At 60.9% G+C, this 21,723-nt stretch carries 16 protein-coding genes and 2 tRNA genes; 13 read left to right on the top strand and 5 right to left on the bottom strand.

Annotated elements, in window-relative coordinates; all coding sequences use genetic code 11:
• Window positions 1-876: 876 nt before the first annotated feature.
• The gene (locus C8C98_RS01685; RefSeq protein WP_121452871.1) at window positions 877-3,618 is read left to right on the top strand and encodes a DUF349 domain-containing protein; all 2,742 of its coding nucleotides are present in this window, start codon (window positions 877-879) and stop codon (window positions 3,616-3,618) included.
• Window positions 3,619-3,626: 8 nt separating this feature from the next.
• Complete coding sequence (locus C8C98_RS01680) at window positions 3,627-4,076, top strand: GNAT family acetyltransferase (RefSeq protein WP_121452870.1); 450 nt, start codon at window positions 3,627-3,629, stop codon at window positions 4,074-4,076.
• A 203-nt stretch (window positions 4,077-4,279) separates the two neighbouring features.
• Here the strand turns inward: C8C98_RS01680 and C8C98_RS01675 are convergent.
• A tRNA-Leu gene (locus C8C98_RS01675) sits at window positions 4,280-4,364 on the bottom strand.
• Window positions 4,365-4,529: 165 nt separating this feature from the next.
• Window positions 4,530-4,614: transfer RNA gene (locus C8C98_RS01670), tRNA-Leu, on the bottom strand.
• 19 nt (window positions 4,615-4,633) lie between these two features.
• Between C8C98_RS01670 and rnr the strand changes: the two genes are divergently transcribed.
• A complete protein-coding gene (gene rnr, locus C8C98_RS01665; protein WP_121452869.1) occupies window positions 4,634-6,997 on the top strand; it encodes a ribonuclease R in 2,364 nt (787 codons plus the stop codon).
• Window positions 6,998-7,046: 49 nt separating this feature from the next.
• Here rnr and C8C98_RS01660 read toward each other — a convergent pair whose 3' ends face one another.
• The 3 genes from C8C98_RS01660 to C8C98_RS01650 all read right to left on the bottom strand — a co-directional run bounded on the left by C8C98_RS01660 (window position 7,047) and on the right by C8C98_RS01650 (window position 11,327).
• The gene (locus C8C98_RS01660; RefSeq protein ID WP_121452868.1) at window positions 7,047-8,609 is read right to left on the bottom strand and encodes an NAD(P)H-hydrate dehydratase; all 1,563 of its coding nucleotides are present in this window, start codon (window positions 8,607-8,609) and stop codon (window positions 7,047-7,049) included.
• A 107-nt stretch (window positions 8,610-8,716) separates the two neighbouring features.
• A complete protein-coding gene (locus tag C8C98_RS01655) occupies window positions 8,717-9,931 on the bottom strand; it encodes an FAD-dependent oxidoreductase (protein ID WP_121452867.1) in 1,215 nt (404 codons plus the stop codon).
• Window positions 9,932-9,983: 52 nt separating this feature from the next.
• Window positions 9,984-11,327: an amidase gene (locus C8C98_RS01650; protein ID WP_121452866.1), complete on the bottom strand. Its 1,344-nt coding sequence runs from the start codon at window positions 11,325-11,327 to the stop codon at window positions 9,984-9,986.
• A 173-nt stretch (window positions 11,328-11,500) separates the two neighbouring features.
• Between C8C98_RS01650 and rpsB the strand changes: the two genes are divergently transcribed.
• The 10 genes from rpsB (at window position 11,501) to C8C98_RS01600 (ending at window position 21,713) form a co-directional block, all read left to right on the top strand.
• The gene (gene rpsB / locus C8C98_RS01645; protein WP_099656207.1) at window positions 11,501-12,253 is read left to right on the top strand and encodes a 30S ribosomal protein S2; all 753 of its coding nucleotides are present in this window, start codon (window positions 11,501-11,503) and stop codon (window positions 12,251-12,253) included.
• A 109-nt stretch (window positions 12,254-12,362) separates the two neighbouring features.
• Complete coding sequence (gene tsf, locus C8C98_RS01640) at window positions 12,363-13,289, top strand: translation elongation factor Ts (protein WP_121452865.1); 927 nt, start codon at window positions 12,363-12,365, stop codon at window positions 13,287-13,289.
• Between the two features lie 54 nt (window positions 13,290-13,343).
• Complete coding sequence (gene pyrH, locus C8C98_RS01635; RefSeq protein ID WP_099741699.1) at window positions 13,344-14,066, top strand: UMP kinase; 723 nt, start codon at window positions 13,344-13,346, stop codon at window positions 14,064-14,066.
• 42 nt (window positions 14,067-14,108) lie between these two features.
• Window positions 14,109-14,669: a ribosome recycling factor gene (gene frr / locus C8C98_RS01630; protein WP_099656205.1), complete on the top strand. Its 561-nt coding sequence runs from the start codon at window positions 14,109-14,111 to the stop codon at window positions 14,667-14,669.
• 32 nt (window positions 14,670-14,701) lie between these two features.
• On the top strand, window positions 14,702-15,433 hold the full coding sequence (gene uppS / locus C8C98_RS01625; protein ID WP_121452864.1) for a polyprenyl diphosphate synthase: 732 nt from the start codon (window positions 14,702-14,704) through the stop codon (window positions 15,431-15,433).
• A 9-nt stretch (window positions 15,434-15,442) separates the two neighbouring features.
• A complete protein-coding gene (locus C8C98_RS01620; protein WP_121452863.1) occupies window positions 15,443-16,297 on the top strand; it encodes a phosphatidate cytidylyltransferase in 855 nt (284 codons plus the stop codon).
• A complete protein-coding gene (gene ispC, locus C8C98_RS01615) occupies window positions 16,294-17,472 on the top strand; it encodes a 1-deoxy-D-xylulose-5-phosphate reductoisomerase (RefSeq protein WP_121452862.1) in 1,179 nt (392 codons plus the stop codon). The genes C8C98_RS01620 and ispC overlap by 4 nt, the downstream gene beginning before the upstream one ends.
• A 25-nt stretch (window positions 17,473-17,497) precedes the next feature.
• On the top strand, window positions 17,498-18,880 hold the full coding sequence (gene rseP / locus C8C98_RS01610; protein WP_121452861.1) for an RIP metalloprotease RseP: 1,383 nt from the start codon (window positions 17,498-17,500) through the stop codon (window positions 18,878-18,880).
• Between the two features lie 23 nt (window positions 18,881-18,903).
• Window positions 18,904-21,201, top strand: a complete 2,298-nt coding sequence (gene bamA / locus C8C98_RS01605; RefSeq protein WP_121452860.1) for an outer membrane protein assembly factor BamA — start codon at window positions 18,904-18,906, stop codon at window positions 21,199-21,201.
• A complete protein-coding gene (locus tag C8C98_RS01600; protein WP_099656200.1) occupies window positions 21,201-21,713 on the top strand; it encodes an OmpH family outer membrane protein in 513 nt (170 codons plus the stop codon). Before bamA ends, C8C98_RS01600 begins: the two co-directional genes overlap by 1 nt.
• Window positions 21,714-21,723: the final 10 nt, after the last annotated feature.

The following is a 21,723-nucleotide window of genomic DNA, read 5'->3' as shown; positions in this document are numbered from 1 at the left end:
CAGGTTGCGACGCTGGCAGAGCTGACTTAGCCGGGTTCGGCAGCGGGTTGGGGTTGTTACCAGCCTTGGTTTTGAAGGCTGGCGGATTCTAGGAGGGTACTTAATTCGTGGTCAATACTATCAAAAATTGTTTTAAGATATAAAAATTATAAAAACACTGTTGTTTCATCCATGTTTTTGGTGGGGAAAGTGTTTTGCGGCGTCTGTTTGTCGAGGGAAGGATGTTGTTTGAGAGATTTTTTCAATCAATTGATGTGTGGTGATTGAAATTGCTGTTTGAGGCGGTCGGCGTAGTTTGTTAACGTGGAGGCGTCTGAAATGTCAGGCATCGCCGGACGAAGCCAAATCTCCCTCCAATCGCATTCAGTGCCTAGGTGCAGCAGATGAGGCTTTCATGGCACCCCTTGGGGGCAATCCATTGCCCCCTCGCAACGAGGACGTGAACCTCCGCGTTGCGAAGCGATGGCAAAGACCGTTGTGTCAGCCGTCAAGCCCGGTGAGCAAGCCACATGGCCGTGTTCATCGGGCTTTCTTGTTTGTGGGCTGGCGCTTGGTGTTGTTGGTACCCCCTTGGTTTTTCCTCGGCTCCAGGGGCTGTCAATCGGTGCCTTTGTATATATATAGATAATGGGCGCTATTGCCCCTGGGGTTGCCCTAGACCCTGGTCACTGGCCAGCAGGGTTGCTGTGCATGGGCAGGGGGTGTTTGTGCCATGTCATGTTGATCGGGCGGATGCCCGGGCATCATCCCCACGCAGGTCGGTTGGCCTGTCTGTGACAATAGTTTCTTTTGCCATGGCCTGTCTGTGAGGCCGGTGCCATGGTTGGTCTGGCTAGGGGTGTTTGCCTCCAGACCCCATTCGTTTTTGATTGATCCATGTTTCCTTTTTTTTCCCGCAGCAAAATGTCTGAAGCCCCTGAAGTGAATCCGGCCCCGGCCAAAACCCAAGAGTTGCACCCGCTGGACGCACTGACTGGTGGTGCTTTTTCAGCAGCGACCTCTGGTGAGCGCGCTTCGCGTATCCGCGATTGGCTCACCACGCAGCCGGCGCCTGAGCAACTGCAAGAGGTGTTCAAGGAGCTGAGTGGCCGGGACAAGGGCGCGGCCCGCGCGGTGCGCGAGCGTCTGGATGAGATTCGCCGGGCCAAGGGGCAAGAAGCGATCGCGGCCGAGTGGGCCGAGAAAGCCCAGGCACTGCTGGCGGCCTCCAAGCTCAATATCGCTGACGCTTTGGCCTGGCAGCGGGATGCTGCAAAGGCAGGTGCGCCTTTGTCGCGTGAGCCCCTGTCTGTGCTCAAGGTGCAAATTGCCGACCGCGTCAAGGTGATTGAAGACCTGCAGCACCGTGTCCAGGTGCAGCGCGAAGCGGCCGTATTGCTCGCACAACGCATTGAAGTGCTATCGACCAAATCTTGGCGTGACGCGCAGGCTGCTTTGGAATTGTTGGGGGCGGATGTCGCCCGTTGGCAAGAGCAAGCCCTTGGTCTGGCGGGCGATGCCAGTTGGCCCAGTGTGGAAGCCCGCTTTCCTCCGCTGTTGGATGCGTCCAAGTCCCAGCTGCTGGTGGTGTGGGAGGCGTTTCAGCCTGCGCTGGCCCAAGCGGTTGCGGCAGCAGAGGATGCGAATGCCCCATTGCCGCCTGTGCCTGTGTGGGCTGATGAGTTGCGTGTGGCGCGGGGCCTGCCCTCTGAGGCGGCTGCCGCAGCAGCCAAGGCGGCCCGTCCAGCCAAGCCCAAAGTGGCCCCCGAGGTGCGCGACAAGGCGGTGCAGGCCGTACGCGAAGCACTGGTCGTGCTGGAAAAGGAAACTGCCGAAGGACACGGCAAGGCCAGCGCGGGCGCGGCTGCCGCTTTGCGCGCCGTGCTGAAGGTCCATGGCAAGCACCTGGATGCCGCGTTGGAGCAGCAAGTGCATGCTGCCTTGGTGGCCGCCGGTGAGCTGGAAGGCTGGCAGCGTTGGAGTGCCGATCAGGTGCGTGAAGAGTTGGTGGCCAAGGCCGAAGCGCTGCTCAATCGCCCTGAAGGGCAGGCCTTGGGTGGGCGCAAGATGCAGGAAACCCTGCGCCAGTTGCGTGAGCAATGGAAGCAAGCCGACCAGGGTGGCGCACCCAACCACGGGTTGTGGAAGAAGTTTGACGAGGCCTGCAATGCAGCCCACAAAGTGGTGGAAGCATGGCTGGACAAGATCCGGGCGGAGGCTGCTGAGCACAAGGCCCAGCGCCTGGCTTTGATCGAAGAGGTCAAGGCCTGGGCTCAGGAGCATGCAGCCTCTGGCGATTGGAAGGGCATCCATCGTGCGCTGTACCAGTTTGGCGACCGTTGGCGCGAAAGCGGTCATATCGGTGAAAAGCTGTTTGCCGAGTTGCAGCCGTTGTGGAAGCAGGCCATTGCCGCCGCTGCCGCACCGTTTGAGGCAGCCCAGAAGGAAAGTCTGGCCCGGCGCCATGCCATGATTGAAGAGGCTACGGCCTTGGGCGCCGCGCCCATGTTGCGCATTGATGCGGTCAAGGCGCTGCAGCAGCGCTGGCAAGGCGAGGCACAGTCTGTGCCTCTGGATCGCAAGCACGAGCAAAAGCTGTGGGATGCTTTCCGTAAGCCGATTGATGAGGCGTTCAATCGCAAGTCTGCAGACCGTGAGCGCGCAGTGACTGAGTTGAGTGCGAGAGACCGTGTGGTGGTGGATGCCTCCAAGGCGCTGGAGGCTGCTAACGCCACGGGTGACGCACAGCAGATTCGCTCTGCCATGCAGGCCCTGGAGGCAGCTTTGCGTGGGCAGGCGCAAGCCGCCCAAGCCGTTGAGACTGCGCAAAAAGATGAGTCAAATCAGGCGCCAGCGCCCGTTGAATCAGCGCAAGATGCTCCTAAAGAAGGAGCGGTTGATACCCCTTCAGAAACTTCTGAGGACGTGGCGACCCCTGCGCCTGTTGCGGCGCCCAAGCCAGTGGCCCGTCCAGTGGTGGCTGTGCGTGGTGATGATCGACCCGGTATGAAAAAAGAAGCCCCGGCCGCCCCCGGTCGTGGCGCACGCCCAGGTGATCGCCGCGATGCGCGCCCTGGTGACCGCGATGCCAATCGTGGTCTTCGTACGGAGGGGCGTTTCGGCGATCGCAATGACCGTCCAGGCCGCTTTGGCGACCGTGCAGAGCGCGAAGACCGTGGCCCTCGTCTGGGGGACGCGGCTTTCCGAGCCCAGCGCGATGCCATGGAGCATGCCCAGCAAGCGCTGAAAAAGTTGGCGGCACAGGCCCATGGCGAAGCCCTGACCCAGTTGCTGTCGGCCTGGGAAAAGCGCGATGCGGCGCAGGTGCCCAGCGCTCAGGATCTGGGCGGGCGTGTCACGCCAGCCGTTCGCTCTGCCTGGACGCAGGCTTTGTCTGCAGCGCCTAAGGGTGATGCGGCCCAGGCGCTGTTGCGCTTGGAAATGGCCGCCGAAGTGCCCACTCCGGCAGAGCACATCGCCGCTCGCCGCATGCTGCAACTGCAATTGCTCACGCGCCGCAACGATCCAGCGCCAGACCAAACCTGGGGCGCTGATGCGGCCCAGGTGTTGGCCAGTGCTAGCGATGCAGCCGGCGCACGGCGTTTGCAAAATGTGCTGAAGGCATTGCTGCGCAAGTAACTCTGCCCATGCCTGCTGCTGCGCTGTGCATCCGTCCCTTCGACTCGGCTGACGAGTCGGAGGTGGTGGCGCTTTGGCATGCATGCGGGCTGGTGCGCCCCTGGAATGATCCGTACAAGGATATTGAGCGCAAGCGAAGCTTTCAGCCCGGGCTTTTTTTGGTGGCCACACAGACTGACGCGGCGGGTGTGGAGGTGTTGATCGGATCTGCCATGGCGGGATACGACGGTCACCGTGGATCGGTGTATTACCTTGCTATCGCGCCGGGGCATCAGCGGGCGGCTCTGGGTCGCCGGCTGATGCAGGAAGTGGAGCGGCGTCTTCTTGCGCTAGGCTGCCCCAAAGTCAATGTGCTGGTGCGTACCAGCAATGTGCAGGTGCTTGGTTTTTATGACGCGCTGGGTTACGCGCGGGATGAGGCTTTTTGCCTTGGAAAGCGATTGATCCCTGACCAATGAGTGCGGATTGGGTGCGCTGGTGTGTCAGCGCGATCTTGCTCCAGTGCCGACCCTGAACCATCCTTCTTTCTCTCCTGAGTTTCGGCGGGGTCTGTGACGCTTTGGCATGCGTGAAGGCCGATGGGCTGCGGCGAGGTACTTTGCCAAAAAGGGTTGGTACAAAACAAAAAAGCCGTTGCATGTGCAACGGCTTTTTAATGATTTGGTGCCCAGGAGAGGACTCGAACCTCCACGATGTTACTCGCTAGTACCTGAAACTAGTGCGTCTACCAATTCCGCCACCTGGGCATTTCAGGAAAGATTTGAATTATAGAACAGGTTTTTCCTGTTTTTATAAGTTGTCTTGATTTTTTTGAAGGATGGCTTGTGCAGTCCGTTTGCCATCAATAAAAAAGCCACCGCAGAGGCAGTGGCTTTTTTATTTAGAAAACCGTCATCGGTTGTCGTTAAACTTGGTGCCCAGGAGAGGACTCGAACCTCCACGATGTTACTCGCTAGTACCTGAAACTAGTGCGTCTACCAATTCCGCCACCTGGGCATTTCAGGAAAGACTTAGATTGTATATCAAAAAAAACACCCCCGGCGCAGCGCCTGCACACCTGTCTGATGAAATTGAAGGCAGCATTCAGGGGCACCGAGATGGGCATGGGTTTGTCATCCGCGATGATGGGGATGGCGACATCTACATTCCTCCTAACGAGATGCGTGCTGTGCTGCACAAGGATCGCGTGCGGGTGCGTATTGTTCGTCAGGATCGCCGTGGCCGCCCTGAGGGGCGGGTCGTTGAAATCATTGAACGCCCCTTTCAGCCCATCATTGGCCGTTTGTTGCAGGAAAGCGGCGTGTGGCTGGTGGCCCCTGAAGACAAGCGTTACGGGCAGGATGTTCTGATCCCCAAGGGCGCTACAGGTGCTGCCAAGCCAGGGCAAGTGGTGGTGGTGGAATTGACCGAACCCCCTGCTTTGTTCGGGCAACCTGTGGGCCGCATCGTCGAAGTGCTGGGCGAGGTCGATGACCCAGGGATGGAGATTGAAATTGCCGTGCGCAAGTACGGTGTTCCGCATGAGTTTTCTGCGGACTGTCTGGCACAGGCCAAGGCGCTGCCAGACAAGGTTCGGGCGTTGGACAAGAAGCGCCGGGTGGATTTGACCGATGTGCCCTTGGTCACCATTGACGGAGAAGACGCGCGCGACTTTGACGACGCCGTGTATTGCGAACCTGCCAAAGTGGGGCGCAGTAAGGGGTGGCGCCTGTTGGTGGCGATTGCCGATGTGAGCCACTACGTCGAAACCGGCAGTGACATTGACATTGACGCGTACGACCGTGCCACCAGCGTTTACTTTCCGCGCCGCGTGATTCCCATGCTGCCCGAAAAGCTCAGCAATGGCCTGTGCTCTTTGAACCCCGAGGTCGAGCGGCTGTGCATGGTGTGCGACATGCTGGTAACCGCCAAGGGTGAGGTCCATGCCTACCAGTTCTACCCTGCAGTAATGTTCAGCCACGCCCGGTTCACCTACACCGAAGTGGCTGCGATTCTGGCCAACACCCGTGGTCCTGAGGCCAGCAAGCGCAAGGATCGGGTGAAGGATTTGCTGAACCTTCACGATGTGTACCGTGCCCTGCTGGTTGCGCGTCGTGAACGCGGGGCCGTGGACTTTGAGACCACTGAAACGCAAATCGTGTGCGACGAAAACGGACGCATCGAGAAGATCGTGCCCCGCACGCGCAACGATGCCCACAAGCTGATTGAAGAAGCCATGCTGGCTGCCAACGTCTGCAGTGCTGATTTCATCGCGCAGGGTGGGCAACCCGGTTTGTTCCGTGTGCACGAGGGTCCAACCCCTGAAAAGCAAGAAATTCTGCGGGGCTACCTCAAGGCCATGGCGGTGGGTATGTCGATCAGCGACAACCCCAAGCCTTCGGAGTTTCAGGCGATTGCCGAGGCGACCAAAGACCGCCCGGATGCGCAGCAGATCCACACCATGCTACTGCGCTCCATGCAGCAGGCGATCTACACGCCCATCAACAGTGGGCACTTTGGCTTGGCGTTTGAGGCCTACACGCATTTCACCAGCCCGATTCGCCGCTACCCAGACTTGCTGGTGCACCGCGTCATCAAAGCCATTTTGAGCAAGACGCAGTACAAATTGCCTGCCTTGCCCACCCCCGGTGAGGCCCACGCCAAGCTGGCCAAGCGGCTGGCGGCGCGCGTGGCACCCCCGGGCACCAAGCCGAGAAAAGAAACCAAGCCTGCCAGCCGTGAAACCCAGGCCTGGGAAGCGGCGGGCCTGCACTGCAGTGCCAATGAACGCCGCGCCGATGAGGCCAGCCGCGATGTGGAAGCTTGGCTCAAGTGCAAGTACATGCGCGAGCACCTGGGCGAGGAGTACAGCGGCGTGGTCAGCGCGGCCACCAGCTTCGGCATCTTTGTGACGCTGGACGCCATGTATGTCGAAGGGTTGGTGCATATCACAGAGCTGGGGGGCGAGTACTTCAAGTTCGATGAAGCGCGCCAGGAATTGCGCGGTGAGCGCACGGGCATCCGTTACGCCATTGGCACGCGCGTGCGGGTGCAGGTCAGCCGTGTGGACCTGGACGGGCGCAAGATTGACTTCCGCCTCGTGCGTGAGGGTGAAGAGTTGATCGGGCGTGCACTCAAGGACAAAGGCGTTGGCGGTGATTCGGCCACCGCACCAGGCGCTAAAAAAGGGCGCTCTGCCGCAGAGCGCAAAGGCCCTGCCGCAGGGGCGGCTGGCAAGGGTCGCAGGCCTGCGGCAGATGCATCGGCCTTGGACGCGACCCCGTCCGCGCGTGACCGGGGAAACCGTTCCCCCATTCAGTCACTGAAGGCCTCGGTCAAGCAGGCTGTGGCCAGTGGCAAGCCCGCCAAGGGCAAGGGTCGTAAGGCGCGCCGCAGTTAAGCGCAGTGCCACCGGAGGTGCGTCCCCGGTGGCGTGTTGGGCCTGGCGGCTAGGCCAAGCGTTGCGCCAGTGCCCCCGCGGTCAACGGCATCTGTTCTGGCCACTGGTCTGCTGCTTGTCCATGGACAAAGACGGCGGCCATGGCCGCCTGCTCGGGGAGCATGCCTTGTGCCAGATAGGCACCAATCATGCCCGCCAAGACATCGCCGGTGCCCGCCGTTGCCAGGCGGGCATTGCCCGTGGGGTTGATGGTGGGGGTGCCCTGGGGGCTGGCGATGACGGTGCCCGAGCCTTTGAGAACCACCACACACTGAAATTGACGGGCGAGTTGCTGCGCTGCAGCCAGCCGGTGGGCTTGCACCTGGGCGGTGTGGGTGTGCAGCAAGCGTGCGGCCTCCAGTGGGTGGGGGGTCAGTACGGTGGTGTGCTGGCGTGCGGCGCGCGCCTTGAGTACCTGTTGCAGGCTGCCTTCTGCGCCGAGGGCGTTGAGGGCATCGGCGTCCAAGACCAAGGTGCCTGCCCGCTGCAGCACGGCGGGCAGCACGCTGCGCACCGCTTGCCCGCCACCACAGCCGCACACCACGGTGAGGGCCTCCAGCTCCAAGACTTCAAAGCGGCGCAGCATCAGCTCAGGCTGTGTGCTGATCTCGGCGGTCTCCGCAGGGTCCAGCAGGCTGACCAGCACCCTGCCAGCACCCGCATGCAATGCCGCTGATGCGGCGAGCAGCGCGGCGCCTGTCATGCCCATGCCACGCTGGGACAGTCCTTCACCGCCCACGATGGCGACATCGCCATAGCTGCCTTTGTGGCTGGCATGGTGGCGCTGCGCCCTGGCGGGTGGGCCTGCCAGCCAGGCGGTGGGGGGCTCCCGGTTTTCTTGTGCGCGGCTGTGCGGTGTGTGTGGATCGGATGGTGCGCTCAAGTCGGCCAGCCACACCTGTCCTGCCGCATCTCGCCCATGGGCGGTGAACAGCCCCGGCTTCAGGGTCAGCAGACTGAGGGTGTAGCGCGCCCCTGCGCCACCCTTGAGGCCTGCGCTGGCGGCGGCTTCCAGCCCGCGGGCATATTGCCCGGTGTCGGCATCCAGCCCCGATGGCACGTCGATTGCCAGCATTGGGGCCCTGCAGGTGTGCAGCTGTGCCAGCCATTGGGCGAGCACGCTGCCTGCGGTGTTGGGGGCTGGTGCGGGCGGGGTGGAGGCGCGCACGCCAATGCCCAGCAGGGCATCGATGCACAGGTCTTTTGCCGTCAGGTGCTCGGGTGGGGTGTCGCTCCAGGTGATGTGGGCGGTGTTTCGGGCTTTCTCCCAGGACTTCCGTGCGTCGTCCGGCAGTGCCTCGGGCGAGCCCAGCCAGGTGATGATGATCTGGCGGTCGTTGCGTGCCAGATGGGTGGCGGCCTCCAGTCCATCGCCGCCATTGTTGCCCGGGCCGCAGGCAATCCACACGGTGCGTGCGTGCGGGGCAATCGCCTGTGCCAGCTGGGCCACGGCCCTTCCGGCGCGTTGCATCAGGGTGTGGGGGGGGAGGGCGGCCGCCATGGCCTGTTCTTGTCGGCGCGTGGCTGCGGTGTCGAATAACGGGTGGGCTTGGTCGGGCGTGATGCGTTGCATGGCAGGGTCCCGCAGCGCAAAGGGCTGCTTATCCCTTGATTTTGCGCTGCTGGGGGCCTGTTGACGATCTCGTGAGGGTAGCCGAGGCCCCCAAGCCTTGAGTCAGCTTAAAAGCGCTGCGCTTCCAGCCCCTGCAGGTTGACTTCCGGGGTGCGTTGGCCGATCAGATCGGCCAACACTCGGGCGCTGCCGCAGGCCAGGGCCCAGCCACCGGCGCCGTGCCCGGTGTTGAGCCAGATGCCGGGCAAACCGCTGTTGCCAAGGGCGGGCGCTCCGTCGGGCAGGGTGGGGCGTGCGCCCCTCCAGATTTGCAGGCTGCCAGACAATTGCGCGCCGCCGGGAAACCAGTCGTTGACGGCTCGGTACAGCTTTTGCAGAGTGGCGTGGTGGTGCGGCGCCTGCGGCGATCCGACTTCGGCGCCGCCAGCAATGCGGATGCGCTGGCCCTGCCGTGTGATGGTGATTTGCTGTTGCGCGTCGATGGCGCTGGTCAGCGGCGCATGGGTGGCCTCGCGCAGGGGGGCGCTGACGGAGTAGCCAAACACCGAGGCCATGGGCAGCTTCAGCCCGCGCGGGCGCAGCAGGGCGGGGGAGGCGGCGCCCGCGCACAGCACCACGGCGTCAAACCGGCGCATGTCGGGCTCGCCCTGCAGCCACAGGCCGGTGGGCTCGCTGGACAGCGAGGTCACTGGGGTGTTGAACGCAAATTGCACTCCGGCACTTTGCATGCCCTGGCGCAGCATTTGGGCAAACAGTCGGCAGTTGCCGGACGCGGCGGAGGGCAGCAGCGCCACGCTGTCCAGTGGTGCTTCGGGCGACAGGCCGGGCTCCAGTTGGCGCGCATTGTCTGGGCTGATGTCTTGGACCGGGGTGCCGGATTCGCGCAGCCAATCCAGCAGTGGCTGGAGCTGCGCGCGGTCTTTGGCGGACCGGAAAAGAACCAAGCGGGCAGTATTGCTTTCAAAATCCAGTTCGTGGCGTGCGGCAAGGTCCAGGGTGCGTTGGCGGCTGTAGCGGGCCAGGCCCTCTAGTGCTGCCAGTGGTGTTTGGCTGCGCCGCCAGCGCCACAGCCAGGCCAGCTCATTCAGTCCGGCGCCTTGCGCCATGCGGATGCCCGCTGATGTGCCGCCCAGCAGCCCGGCTTTGCCAGCCAGTGCGCAGGGAGTGGTCAGGTAGGGGGCAAGCAGCCCGGCGTTGGCAAAGCTGGCTTCCTCGGCGGCGGCGCTGCGCTGTTCCAGCACGGTTACTTCATGGCCGTCATGGGCCAATTCGTATGCGGTGGTCACGCCGATGATCCCGGCGCCCACAATGGCGATCTTCATGGTTTTGAATGAAATGGTGCTCTAGCGCTTTTTCTATAAGCGCTAGTAGCTATTATTTTTGTAGCAATTCTTCGATGCGTAAGCCAATGTTGAGCACGGCGTCATCGCGCCCACCAGCGTGCCAGACCATCAACCCGGTGGGCAATTCGCCGCGCACATGGCAGGGCAACGAGAGTGCGCAGCCGTCCAGCATATTGACCACGCTGGTGTTGCGCAGCACCAAGGCGTTGGCCTTGAAGAAGGCCTCGTCACGCGTTTCGCCCGGTGCTACATCGGCCATAAGCGGGGCTGGGATGGGTGTGCAAGGGGAGAGCAGGGCGTCAAAAGAGGCCATGCGGGCTTGCATGCGGGTGATCCAGTCGTGTCTGGCGTGCTGCAGATCGATGTAATCGGCGGCGCCCATGGTGCCGCCTCGCTCGATGCGGCTGCGGACACGGGGGTCGTACCGATGGGCTGACTGGGCCAGCAGGGGGCGGTGCCATGCGTAGCTCTCGGCGGCGGCAAGGCTGCCTTTGGCCTGCATGGGCCCCAGTTCTGCTGTCTCGCGCAGATCGATGGTTTCGATGTGTGCACCCGCTTGCTGTAGTACGTCCAGGGAGCGCTGGAAAGCGGTGCGAACCTCTGGGGCGAGGTCTTCCAAAAAGGTCGTGGCAGGCACCGCAAGGCGCCACTGCGAGATGGGGGCAGCGCTACGCACCACGCGCCGTGCGGCCAGTATTTCGTGGACCAGGATGGCATCGCGCATGCTGCGCGTTATGGCGCAGGCGGTGTCGAGGGAGGTCGACAGGGGAATGGTGCCCCCTGTGGGCACCAGCCTTGCGGTGCTTTTGAAGCCGACCAGTCCATTGAAGGCCGCAGGGATGCGGATGGAGCCACCCGTGTCTGAGCCCAGCGCGGCAAAGCAGGCGCCACTGGCCACCGATACAGCGGCACCCGAGGATGAGCCGCCCGGCACGCGCGCACCACCGGGGATAGCGCCAAAGCGGCCGTCGAAGGCGGCTGGTGTGGTGAAGTGAGGGTTGGTGCCCACTCCGGAAAAAGCGAATTCCACCATGTGGGTGCGGCCCACAATGCTGCCGCCTGCGGCACGCAGTCGGGCTACGGCGGGTGCATCGCAAGCGGCTGTTGGAGCATCTCGCAAAGCCAGCGAGCCTGCTGTGGTGACTTGTCCTGCCACGTCAAAAAGGTCTTTGACGGAGATGGCCAAGCCCGCAAGGGGCTGGTGCGCTGTTTCGGTGTGCTGCAAGCGATCGCGCTCTTGCTCGAAAGACAATGAAAGAAAGCAGTGGGCTGCGGCAGGGGCTTGCGCCAAGTGCTCCGATGCCTCCATGGCCTGGGCTGCGGTCAGGGCACCCTCTTGTATCAGGGCGCGGGTCGCGATCAGGTCGGCTTGCATGGGTGTGCTAGAATCTTTGGGTTTTGCTGTAGGCAGTGGCGCGTGGTCTTTTGGCCCGAGCCCGCAGTTGAGGCAAAACCAATCGCAAACCAGCCCCGTCAAGGTGTTGCGGCTTCAATCAGAAGTCGCAAGTTATGGGGCTGGATTTTAGACCCAACCTTTGGAGTATTTTTATGTCCGTTACTATGCGCGAGATGCTGGAAGCCGGTGTCCACTTTGGTCACCAAACCCGCTTCTGGAACCCCAAGATGGCCCCGTACATCTTCGGTCATCGCAACAAGATCCACATCATCAACCTGGAAAAGTCGCTGCCACTGTTCCAGGAAGCCCAAAAGTTCGCCAAGCAACTGGCTGCGAACCGCGGCACCATCCTGATGGTGGGTACCAAGCGCCAAGCTCGCGAAATTCTGTCCACTGAAGCGCAACGCGCTGGCGTGCCATTCGTGGACCAGCGCTGGTTGGGCGGCATGCTGACGAACTTCAAGACCGTGAAGACTTCCATTAAGCGTCTGAAGGACATGAAGGCCCAGATGGAAACCGGTCTGGACAGCCTGAGCAAGAAAGAACAACTGACTTTCAGCCGCGAAATCGCCAAGCTGGAAAAAGACATCGGCGGCATCCAGGACATGGCTGCCCTGCCTGATGCCATCTTCATCATCGACGTGGGCTTCCACAAGATCGCCGTGGCTGAAGCCAAGAAGCTGGGCATCCCACTGATCGGTGTGGTTGACACCAACCACTCGCCCGAAGGCATCGACTACGTGATCCCTGGTAACGACGACTCGGCCAAGGCTGTGACGCTGTACGCCCGTGGCATCGCTGACGCGATCATCGAAGGCCGTGCCAACGCCGTGAACGAAGTCGTGAAGGCTGTGGCTTCGGAAAGCACTGACGAATTCGTGGAAGTGCAAGAGTCGGCTGCCTGAGCGCCCGGCTGCGCGACCGTGGTCGCGAATGAAAGCGGGGCTCCTAGTTAGCCCCCTTTTTTTTAGCCCGAGTTTTGAATCGTTTGAACTGAATACTGAAGGAACACAGATGGCTGCAATTACCGCAAGCATGGTTGCTGAACTGCGCGGCAAGACCGACGCTCCCATGATGGAATGCAAGAAGGCGCTGACAGAAGCCGATGGCGATATGGCCAAAGCAGAAGAGCTGCTGCGCGTCAAGCTGGGCACCAAGGCTGGCAAGGCTGCTGCCCGCGTGACGGCTGAAGGCGTCGTGGCCAGCTACATCAACGGCGATGTGGGTGCCCTGATCGAAGTGAACAGCGAAACCGACTTCGTTTCCAAGAACGACAGCTTCATCGCCCTGGCCAACGCTGCTGCCAAGCTGGTGGCTGACCACAACCCTGCTGATGTCGCTGCACTGAGTGCTCTGGCCTACGAGCAAGAGACCTTTGGTCCCACACTGGAAGACGTGCGCAAGGGGCTGATCGGCAAGATCGGCGAGAACATGTCGTTCCGCCGCTTCAAGCGTTTCTCGGGTGGCAACCTGGCTTCCTACCTGCACGGCACGCGCATTGGCGTGGTCATCGAATTTGACGGTGATGCTGCTGCTGCCAAGGATGTGGCAATGCACGTTGCTGCGATGAAGCCCGTGGCGCTGACCAGCGCTGATGTGCCTGCCGAACTGATCGAAAAAGAGCGCTCGGTGGCCGCAGCCAAGGCTGCCGAAGACAAGGCCAAGGCCGAAGCTGAAGGCAAGCCAGTGCAGTCCGACGAAATCGTGTCCAAGCGCATCGAAGGCGGCGTGCAGAAGTTCCTCAAGGAAGTCTCGCTGTTCAACCAGGTCTTCGTGAAGGCAGCGGATGGCAAGCAAACCGTTGAGCAAATGCTCAAGGCCAACAACACCACCGTGAAGGGTTTCACCCTGTACGTGGTGGGCGAAGGCATTGAGAAGAAGGTGGACGACTTTGCTGCTGAAGTGGCTGCCCAAGTGGCTGCTGCCAAGGCTGCTGCCTGATCTTCTGACTCCCGCTTAACCCTCAAACACCATCATCCATTGGAGAAATTGCCCATGACCACCGCCGCGCCAGCCCACAAGCGTATTTTGCTCAAGCTGTCCGGTGAGGCGCTGATGGGCGATGACTCCTTTGGCATCAACCGCGCCACCATTGTCCGGATGGTGGAGGAAATTGCAGAGGTGACCCGCCTGGGTGTCCAGGTCGCGGTGGTGATTGGGGGTGGGAATATTTTCCGTGGTGTGGCGGGCGGCTCGGTCGGTATGGACCGGGCCACTGCCGACTACATGGGCATGCTTGCCACGGTCATGAATGCCCTGGCCTTGGCAGATGCCATGGATAAGCAAGGCCTGACGGCGCGGGTGATGTCGGCCATTGCCATTGAGCAGGTGGTTGAGCCCTATGTGCGCCCCAAGGCACTTCAGTACCTTGAAGAGGGTAAGGTCGTGGTGTTTGCTGCAGGCACGGGCAACCCGTTTTTCACGACAGACACCGCCGCTGCCCTGCGCGGCGCCGAGATCGGTGCTGAGGTGGTGTTGAAGGCCACCAAGGTGGACGGCGTATATACTGCCGACCCTCACAAGGACCCCACCGCAACACGCTACACGAAGCTCAGTTTTGACGAGGCTATGTCCCGCAATCTGGGCATCATGGATGCCACGGCGTTTGCCTTGTGCCGTGATCAAAAGCTGCCAGTGCGCGTGTTCTCCATCATCAAGCATGGCGCTCTCAAGCGCGTGGTGATGGGTGAAGACGAAGGTACCTTGGTCTACGCCTGACCATCCGAGTGCCCCGCAGCAGCTTCGCCCTGAGGAAACAACATGACGATTGCCGATATCAAAAAAACCGCTGAAACCAAGATGGACCAGTCCATCGCAGCGTTCAAGAACAACCTCCAGAAGATCCGCACGGGCCGTGCCAATCCTGCGTTGCTCGATAGCATCCAGGTGGAGTACTACGGCTCCATGGTGCCCCTGAGCCAGGTGGCCAACGTGACCCTGCTGGATTCGCGCACCATCAGCGTGCAACCCTGGGAAAAGGGCATGGGCGCCAAAATCGAAAAAGCCATCCGTGAGAGCGATTTGGGCCTGAATCCAGCGTCGATGGGGGATCTGATTCGCGTGCCGATGCCGCCCATGAGCGAAGAGCGCCGCAAGGAAATGACCAAGCTGGCCCGCAATGAGGGCGAGAGCGCCAAAATCGCCGTGCGCAACCTGCGTCGCGATGCCAATGAGTCCGTGAAGAAACTGGTCAAGGACAAGCTCGCTTCGGAAGACGACCAAAAGCGCGCAGAAACCGACGTGCAGAAATTCACCGACAAGCACATCGCTGAGATCGATGCGCTGGTCTCTGCCAAAGAACAAGAAATCATGGCGGTCTAAGCTCCCCTCAATGGAGCTGACTGATCGTTTGCATGTCTGATTCGCCGGTGGTGCCCCACCACATCGCCATCGTGATGGATGGCAACGGCCGTTGGGCCAAGCGCCGCTTCATGCCGCGTTTGGCCGGGCATAAGCAGGGTGTTGATTCGCTGCGCCGCTGTGTGCAAGCCTGTGTGCAGCGGGGCGTTGCGGTGCTCACCGTCTTCGCCTTTTCATCCGAAAATTGGAATCGCCCTGCGGATGAGGTCTCTGGCCTCATGGAGTTGCTGGCCATGGCTCTGGGGCGCGAGGTACCGCAGCTCAAAAAAGATGGGGTCCGGCTATATTTTGTAGGCAGCCGTGAAGGCCTGTCACCCAGGGTGCGCGACGGCCTAGCCCAAGCCGAAGCAGCCACGGCCGACAACACGCGCCTGATCCTCAATGTGTGCTTCAACTATGGCGGCCGTTGGGACATCGCACAGGCGGCGGCCTCACTGGCAGCCCGTGGCGAGGCCATCACCGAAGCGAGTTTGCACGCTGCCATGGGAATGTCCCATGTGCCAGATCCAGACTTGATCATTCGCACCGGAGGGGAGATGCGCATCAGCAACTTCCTTTTGTGGCAGGCGGCCTATTCCGAGTTGTACTTCAGTGATCGCTTTTGGCCTGACTTTGATGAATCGGCCTTGGACGAGGCATTGAACGCCTTCCATGCGCGTGAACGCCGCTTTGGCAAAACGTCTGAACAAATAGTGTCCGTGCATCCTGATCCGATGCCGGGCTGAAAAGGCACCATGCTTCTACAGCGCGTCATCACTGCCCTGGTCTTGCTGGCCATTTTGCTGCCAGCCCTGTTTTACCCCTCCATCACGCCCTTCGCCTTGGTGGTGCTGGTGTTCATGGCCGCCGCTGCGTGGGAGTGGGGTCGTTTGAATGGGTGCAGCCATGCTGTGTCCATCGGCCTTGCGGTGGTGTGCTCCGCTTTGTGTGCGGCCGCATGGTGGGCAGGTTGGGTGGTGCAGTCCTTGTCCACGCTTTGGATGGTGGGCGGTGGGCTGTGGGTGGTCTGCTCCGCGTGGCTGTTGCGCGCCGGGGTGCCGGGCTGGCCTCAGGTGCCTGCGCCTTTGCGCGTTGTATTGGGTGTATTGGCGCTGTGGCTGGCGTGGCTGGCTGTGGTGCAGGCGCGTAGTTTGGGTATCAATTTTCTTTTGTCCGTGCTCACGTTGGTGTGGGCGGCCGATATTTTTGCCTACTTTGCGGGGCGGGCATTTGGCCTGCGTTTTACCCGGGGCAAGCTTGCTCCCTCCATCAGCCCAGGCAAAAGCTGGGAGGGGGTCTGGGGTGGACTGGCAGGTGTTTTGGGTCTGGCCATCGTCTGGGTCGCCGCGGATCGCTATTGGCAAGCGGATGTTGCCAGCTTCTACACGCGGCTTTATGGCGCAGGGTGGTGGTTTCTAGCGATTGCTGTGGTGTTCATGGTGGCCATGAGCGTGGCGGGTGACTTGGTGGAATCGCTGATCAAGCGCAGCGCTGGTGTGAAAGACAGCAGTGGCCTGCTGCCAGGCCACGGTGGGGTGCTGGACCGGGTGGATGCCCTGCTTCCTACCTTGCCGCTGGCATTGATGCTCACCCGACTTATTTCTGTATGAAGCAAAGAATCACGGTATTGGGCTCCACGGGCTCCATTGGCAAAAGCACGCTGGACGTGGTGTCTCGCCACCCTGAGCGGTATGAAGTGTTTGCGCTGAGTGCGGCGACCCAGGTCGATCTGATGCTGGAGCAATGCGCCCGCTTTCGCCCCCAGTTTGCGGTGATGGCCAGTGGGCCGCATGCCCAGTTGTTGTCAGAAAAACTCAAACAAAATGGGCTTCCAACGTCCGTGCTACAAGCGCAAGATGCTCTTGAAATCATAGCGTCGCATGAGTCGGTGGATGCTGTGATGGCGGCCATCGTGGGGGCGGCTGGGCTGGCGCCCTGCCTGGCTGCCGCCCGTGCAGGCAAGCGATTGCTGCTGGCCAATAAAGAGGCCCTGGTGGTGGGCGGCGGCTTGTTTATGCAGGCGGTGTGCGATGGGGGCGCGACGCTGCTGCCTATCGATAGTGAGCACTCCGCCATTTTTCAGTGCCTGCCAGAAGACCCGGCCTGCTGGGCCGAGCGTGTTGACCATATTTTGTTGACGGCTTCGGGTGGCCCGTTTCGCACGCGTGCGCCTGACACGCTGGCGCAGATCACACCGCAGCAAGCCTGTGCGCACCCCAACTTCTCCATGGGGCGCAAAATTTCTGTGGACTCCGCCACGATGATGAACAAGGCGCTGGAGGTCATCGAAGCCCGTTGGCTGTTTGGTCTGGCACCCGAGCAGATCAAGGTGGTGATCCATCCCCAGCAAATCATCCACTCGATGGTGCAGTTCAACGACGCTTCCATCCTTGCCCAACTGGGTACGCCGGACATGCGTGTGCCGATTGCCTGCGGCCTGGCCTGGCCTGAGCGCATTGAGAGCGGGGCCGGCCGATTGGATTTTGCTGCGCTGACGGCGTTGACCTTCGAGCAAGCCGATGCCCATCGGTTTCCGGGCCTGCATCTGTCCTGGCAAGCATTGAATGCGCCAGAGGGCACCACGGCGGTGCTCAATGCCGCCAATGAAGTGGCGGTGGAGGCCTTTTTGGCTGAACGTTTGCGTTTTGACCATATTCACGCGGTCAACCTTGCAACTTTAGAGGCCGTGCCGTCCTCCAAGCCGGATTCGCTGGAGTCGCTGCTGGGGCTGGATGCACAGGCCCGCGACGTAGCCCGGCGCATTGCCGCCTCCATGGCGCTTTGATCGGCCGTTTCTTCTGGAGCTTCGTATGCTGACCGTGGTTGCTTTTTTCGTCGCGCTGGGTCTGCTCATTGCTGTGCATGAATACGGGCATTACCGTGTCGCCGTGGCTTGCGGAGTCAAAGTGCTGCGGTTCTCCGTGGGTTTTGGCAAACCTCTGCTGATCTGGCGTGCCAAAGGCTCAGGTACTGAGTTTGTTTTGGGTCTGTTTCCTCTGGGAGGCTACGTTCGCATGCTGGACGAGCGCGAAGCCCCGGTAGAGCCCCATGAGCGCCACCTGGCTTTCAATACCCAGCCCTTGCGGTCGCGTGCCGCAATTGTGGCGGCAGGTCCTTTGGCCAATTTGTTGTTGGCGGTCTTGCTGTATTCGTTGGTCAATTGGGGGGGCGTACAAGAGCCCAAGGCCGTTTTGTCCAGCCCCGTCGCGGGCTCTATCGCGCAGAGTGCAGGCTTGGCGGGCGGCGAGTTGGTGCGCCGCGCTGCTGCGGGCGATGAAGAGCTGGCCCCCATGCGTTCTTTTGAAGAGCTGCGCTGGGTTTTGACCCAGGGTGCCTTGGATGGCCAGCGTGTGCGCCTGGAGTTGGAGCCTGCACCCGGTGCATCACTGCGCGAGGTGACTTTGGACTTGTCCACCCTGAACGTGCGCGATGCCGATGCCCAACTGTTTCGGAAGATTGGCGTGTTTGCACCCTGGACGCGCCCGGCCATTGGCGAGGTGATGGCTGGTGGTGCTGCCGAGCGTGCAGGTCTTCGCCAGGGGGATCTGGTGCGCAAGATTGGGCAAACTGCAGTGGTGGATGGCATGCAGTTGCGTGAATTGATTCGCACGTCGGTGCTAGGCGATCAGGATGTCATGCAGTCGTGGCAGGTTGAGCGCGGTGGGCAATTGGTGGCGCTGGAGGTGATGCCTGATGTGGTCCAGGAGCCCACGGGGGCGGTGGGGCGCATCAATGCCTACGTTGGTGGCAACCCTGAAATGGTGGAGGTGCAGTACGGGCCCCTGGAAGGCTTGCTCAAAGGCGCTGACCGCACCTGGGAGGTGTCTGCCCTGACTTTGCGCATGATGGGGCGCATGCTGGTGGGAGAGGCATCGCTCAAGAACCTGAGCGGCCCATTGACGATTGCTGACTACGCGGGCCGCTCGGCTGAAATGGGGTTGATGCAGTACTTGGCCTACCTGGCTCTCATCAGTGTGAGCCTGGGGGTGTTGAACCTGTTACCTCTGCCAGTGCTCGATGGCGGGCACCTGATGTATTATCTTTGGGAGGGAGTCACAGGCAAAAGTGTCTCCGACACCTGGACGGAATACCTTCAGCGTGGCGGCGTTGCAGTCCTTGCCGTGATGATGTCTATCGCTCTCTTTAACGATATCTCCCGATACCTCGCCAAACTTCTGGCCGTATTTGCCTAGCCATATCGGCTTCAGTTTCATTCATGAAAAAACACATTACTCGCCTTGGCGTGCGTACTGCATCTGCCGTTGCTGCCATGGTATTCGTCGCCAACGCGGCGTGGGCCCTGGAGCCTTTCAAGGTCCAGGATATCCGTGTGGAAGGTCTGCAGCGCGTGGAGCCTGGGACGATCTTTGCCTCCATGCCGCTGCGCGTGGGCGACGATTACAACGACGACAAGGGGGCGGCCGCCATTCGTGCGCTGTTCGCCTTGGGTTTGTTCAAGGATGTGCGTCTGGAAGCCAATGGCAATGTGCTGGTGGTCGTGGTGGAAGAGCGCCCCACGATTGCCGATGTCGACTTTGCGGGGACGCGCGAATTTGACAAAGAGGTTCTCAAGAAAGCCATGCGCGACGTGGGCCTGACGGAAGGGCGGCCGTTTGACAAGGCGCTGGCAGACCGTGCGGAGCAGGAACTCAAGCGCCAGTACATCAACCGCAGCCTGTATGGCGCCGAGGTGGTGACCACTGTGACCCCCATTGAGCGCAACCGCGTGAACGTGACGTTCACCGTGGTCGAGGGCGAGCCCGCCCGCATCAAGGAAGTGCGCATCAATGGCAGCAAGGCATTCAGTGAGTCCACGCTGAAAGGCTTGTTTGATCAGGACACTGGCGGTTGGCTGAGCTGGTACACCAAATCCGATCGCTATTCGCGTACCAAGCTCAATGCCGACCTGGAAACCCTGCGCTCTTACTATTTGCAGCGCGGTTACCTTGAGTTTCGGGTGGACTCCACCCAGGTGGCGATTTCGCCAGACAAGCAGGACATCACCATTACCGTGAATGTGACTGAGGGCGAGCGCTTTGTGGTGGCGGGTGTGAAGCTGGAAGGCAACTACCTGGACCGTGAAGACGAGTTCAAATCGCTGGTGAGCATCCGTGCGGGTGAGCCCTACAACGCAGACCAAGTGACGGAAACCACCAAAGCGTTCTCTGAATACTTTGGCCGTTTTGGTTTTGCTTTCTCGCGCGTTGAGGCGGTGCCTGAAATCGACCGCGAAAACAACCGCGTCACGCTGGTGTTGCAGGCTGAGCCATCGCGCCGCGCCTACGTGCGCAAGATCAATGTGAGCGGCAACAACCGCACCCGCGACGAAGTGATTCGCCGCGAGTTCCGCCAGTACGAGGCCGCTTGGTACGACGGCGAGCGCATTCGCCTGTCACGCGACCGCGTGGACCGCTTGGGCTTCTTCACCGAAGTGAACGTGGAGACGCAAGATGTGCCCGGCTCTCCTGACCAGGTGGACCTGGTGGTGAACGTGGCTGAGAAGCCCACAGGGTCGCTGCAACTGGGCGCTGGCTTCTCCAGCGCTGAAAAAGTGGCGTTGTCGTTCGGTATCAAGCAAGAGAACTTCTTTGGCTCGGGCAACTACCTGGGCATTGACGTCAACACCAGCAAGTACCGTCGTACGCTGGTGTTTAGCACCACCAACCCCTATTTCACGCAAGACGGCATCTCCCGCACCGTGGACGTGTACTACCGCACCGACAAGCCTTACGAGGACCAGGGCGGCAACTACGAATTGGTCACCACGGGTGCTTCCATGCGCTTTGGTGTGCCATTCAGTGAGATCGACACTGTGTTCTTCGGTGGCGGGCTGGAGCAGACCCAGATCAAGGCCGGGACCAACATCCCCGCCACGTACCTGGCCTACGCCAACACCTATGGCGCCACCAGCAACTCGATTCCTTTGACCATCGGTTGGTCGCGCGATGACCGTGACAGCGCCTTGGCCCCTAACTCGGGCCGCTACCAGCGCCTCAATTCCGAGTGGTCGGTGGCTGGCGATGCTCGCTATGTGCGAGGCAACTACCAGTACCAGCAATACATCCCTCTGAACAAGCGCTTCACGGTCGCCTTCAATGGTGAGTTCGGGTATGGCAAGGGGCTCAATGGCCGTCCATTCCCTGTGTTCAAGAACTTTTACTCGGGTGGTCTAGGCTCTGTGCGTGGTTTCGATCAAGGCACGTTGGGTCCACGTGACGTGACTGGCGCCTCCTTGGGTGGCCCGAAGAAGGTCACGCTCAATGCCGAGTTGGTGGCACCATTCCCGGGCGCTGGCAATGACCGCACCTTGCGCGTCTTCACTTTTGTGGACGTGGGTAACGTGTACGGCGAAGACCAGAAGGTGACATTCAGCGACATGCGGGCTTCGGCAGGCGTCGGTTTGAGCTGGATTTCCCCCTTGGGTCCATTGCGCCTAGCCTTTGCGCAGCCAGTGCGTAAGTTCGCTGGCGATAAAATCCAGAAACTGCAATTCCAGATTGGAACGTCTTTCTAATGAAATCCCTTTTCCGTCAGACATCTTTGGCCCTGTTGATGGGCGCAACCGTCTTTGCCGTCTCGGCACAGGCGCAAGAGTTCAAGGCAGGTTTCGTCAACACGGATCGCATCTTCCGTGAAGCCAACACCGCCAAAACGGCGCAGGCCAAGCTGGAGCAGGAATTTGCCCGTCGTGAGAAGGAGCTGGTCGACATCGGCAGTTCGCTCAAGACCGCCACTGACAAATTCGAGCGCGAGGCCCCCACCATGGCGGAGAGCCAGCGCACAACCCGCCAGCGCCAGTTGGTCGATCAAGACCGAGACTTTCAGCGCAAACGCCGCGAGTTTCAGGAAGACCTGAGCGCCCGCAAGAACGAAGAGTTGGCCCAGGTTCTGGAACGTGCCAACAAGGTCGTCAAGCAAGTGGCTGAGGCCGAAAAGTATGACGTGATTCTGCAAGAAGCCGTGTACATCAACCCCAAGCACGACATCACCGACAAGGTGATCAAGGCTTTGAATGCTGCCAAGTAATTGGATGCAA

The sequence above is a fragment of the Acidovorax sp. 106 genome (assembly GCF_003663825.1).
GTDB lineage: Bacteria > Pseudomonadota > Gammaproteobacteria > Burkholderiales > Burkholderiaceae_C > Acidovorax.
The sequence above is the reverse complement of the archived record's forward strand: the minus strand, read 5'-3'. Positions and strand labels throughout refer to the sequence as shown.

What these genes read in the sequence shown, in the direction of transcription:
- C8C98_RS01685 (WP_121452871.1), top strand. Translation starts at nt 877, where the DNA reads ATGTTTCCTTTTTTTTCCCGCAGCAAAATGTCTGAAGCCCCTGAAGTG.
- C8C98_RS01680 (WP_121452870.1), top strand. Translation starts at nt 3,627, where the DNA reads ATGCCTGCTGCTGCGCTGTGCATCCGTCCCTTCGACTCGGCTGACGAG.
- C8C98_RS01660 (WP_121452868.1), bottom strand. Translation starts at nt 8,609, where the DNA reads ATGCAACGCATCACGCCCGACCAAGCCCACCCGTTATTCGACACCGCA.
- C8C98_RS01655 (WP_121452867.1), bottom strand. Translation starts at nt 9,931, where the DNA reads ATGAAGATCGCCATTGTGGGCGCCGGGATCATCGGCGTGACCACCGCA.
- C8C98_RS01650 (WP_121452866.1), bottom strand. Translation starts at nt 11,327, where the DNA reads ATGCAAGCCGACCTGATCGCGACCCGCGCCCTGATACAAGAGGGTGCC.
- rpsB (WP_099656207.1), top strand. Translation starts at nt 11,501, where the DNA reads ATGTCCGTTACTATGCGCGAGATGCTGGAAGCCGGTGTCCACTTTGGT.
- tsf (WP_121452865.1), top strand. Translation starts at nt 12,363, where the DNA reads ATGGCTGCAATTACCGCAAGCATGGTTGCTGAACTGCGCGGCAAGACC.
- pyrH (WP_099741699.1), top strand. Translation starts at nt 13,344, where the DNA reads ATGACCACCGCCGCGCCAGCCCACAAGCGTATTTTGCTCAAGCTGTCC.
- frr (WP_099656205.1), top strand. Translation starts at nt 14,109, where the DNA reads ATGACGATTGCCGATATCAAAAAAACCGCTGAAACCAAGATGGACCAG.
- uppS (WP_121452864.1), top strand. Translation starts at nt 14,702, where the DNA reads ATGTCTGATTCGCCGGTGGTGCCCCACCACATCGCCATCGTGATGGAT.
- C8C98_RS01620 (WP_121452863.1), top strand. Translation starts at nt 15,443, where the DNA reads ATGCTTCTACAGCGCGTCATCACTGCCCTGGTCTTGCTGGCCATTTTG.
- ispC (WP_121452862.1), top strand. Translation starts at nt 16,294, where the DNA reads ATGAAGCAAAGAATCACGGTATTGGGCTCCACGGGCTCCATTGGCAAA.
- rseP (WP_121452861.1), top strand. Translation starts at nt 17,498, where the DNA reads ATGCTGACCGTGGTTGCTTTTTTCGTCGCGCTGGGTCTGCTCATTGCT.
- bamA (WP_121452860.1), top strand. Translation starts at nt 18,904, where the DNA reads ATGAAAAAACACATTACTCGCCTTGGCGTGCGTACTGCATCTGCCGTT.
- C8C98_RS01600 (WP_099656200.1), top strand. Translation starts at nt 21,201, where the DNA reads ATGAAATCCCTTTTCCGTCAGACATCTTTGGCCCTGTTGATGGGCGCA.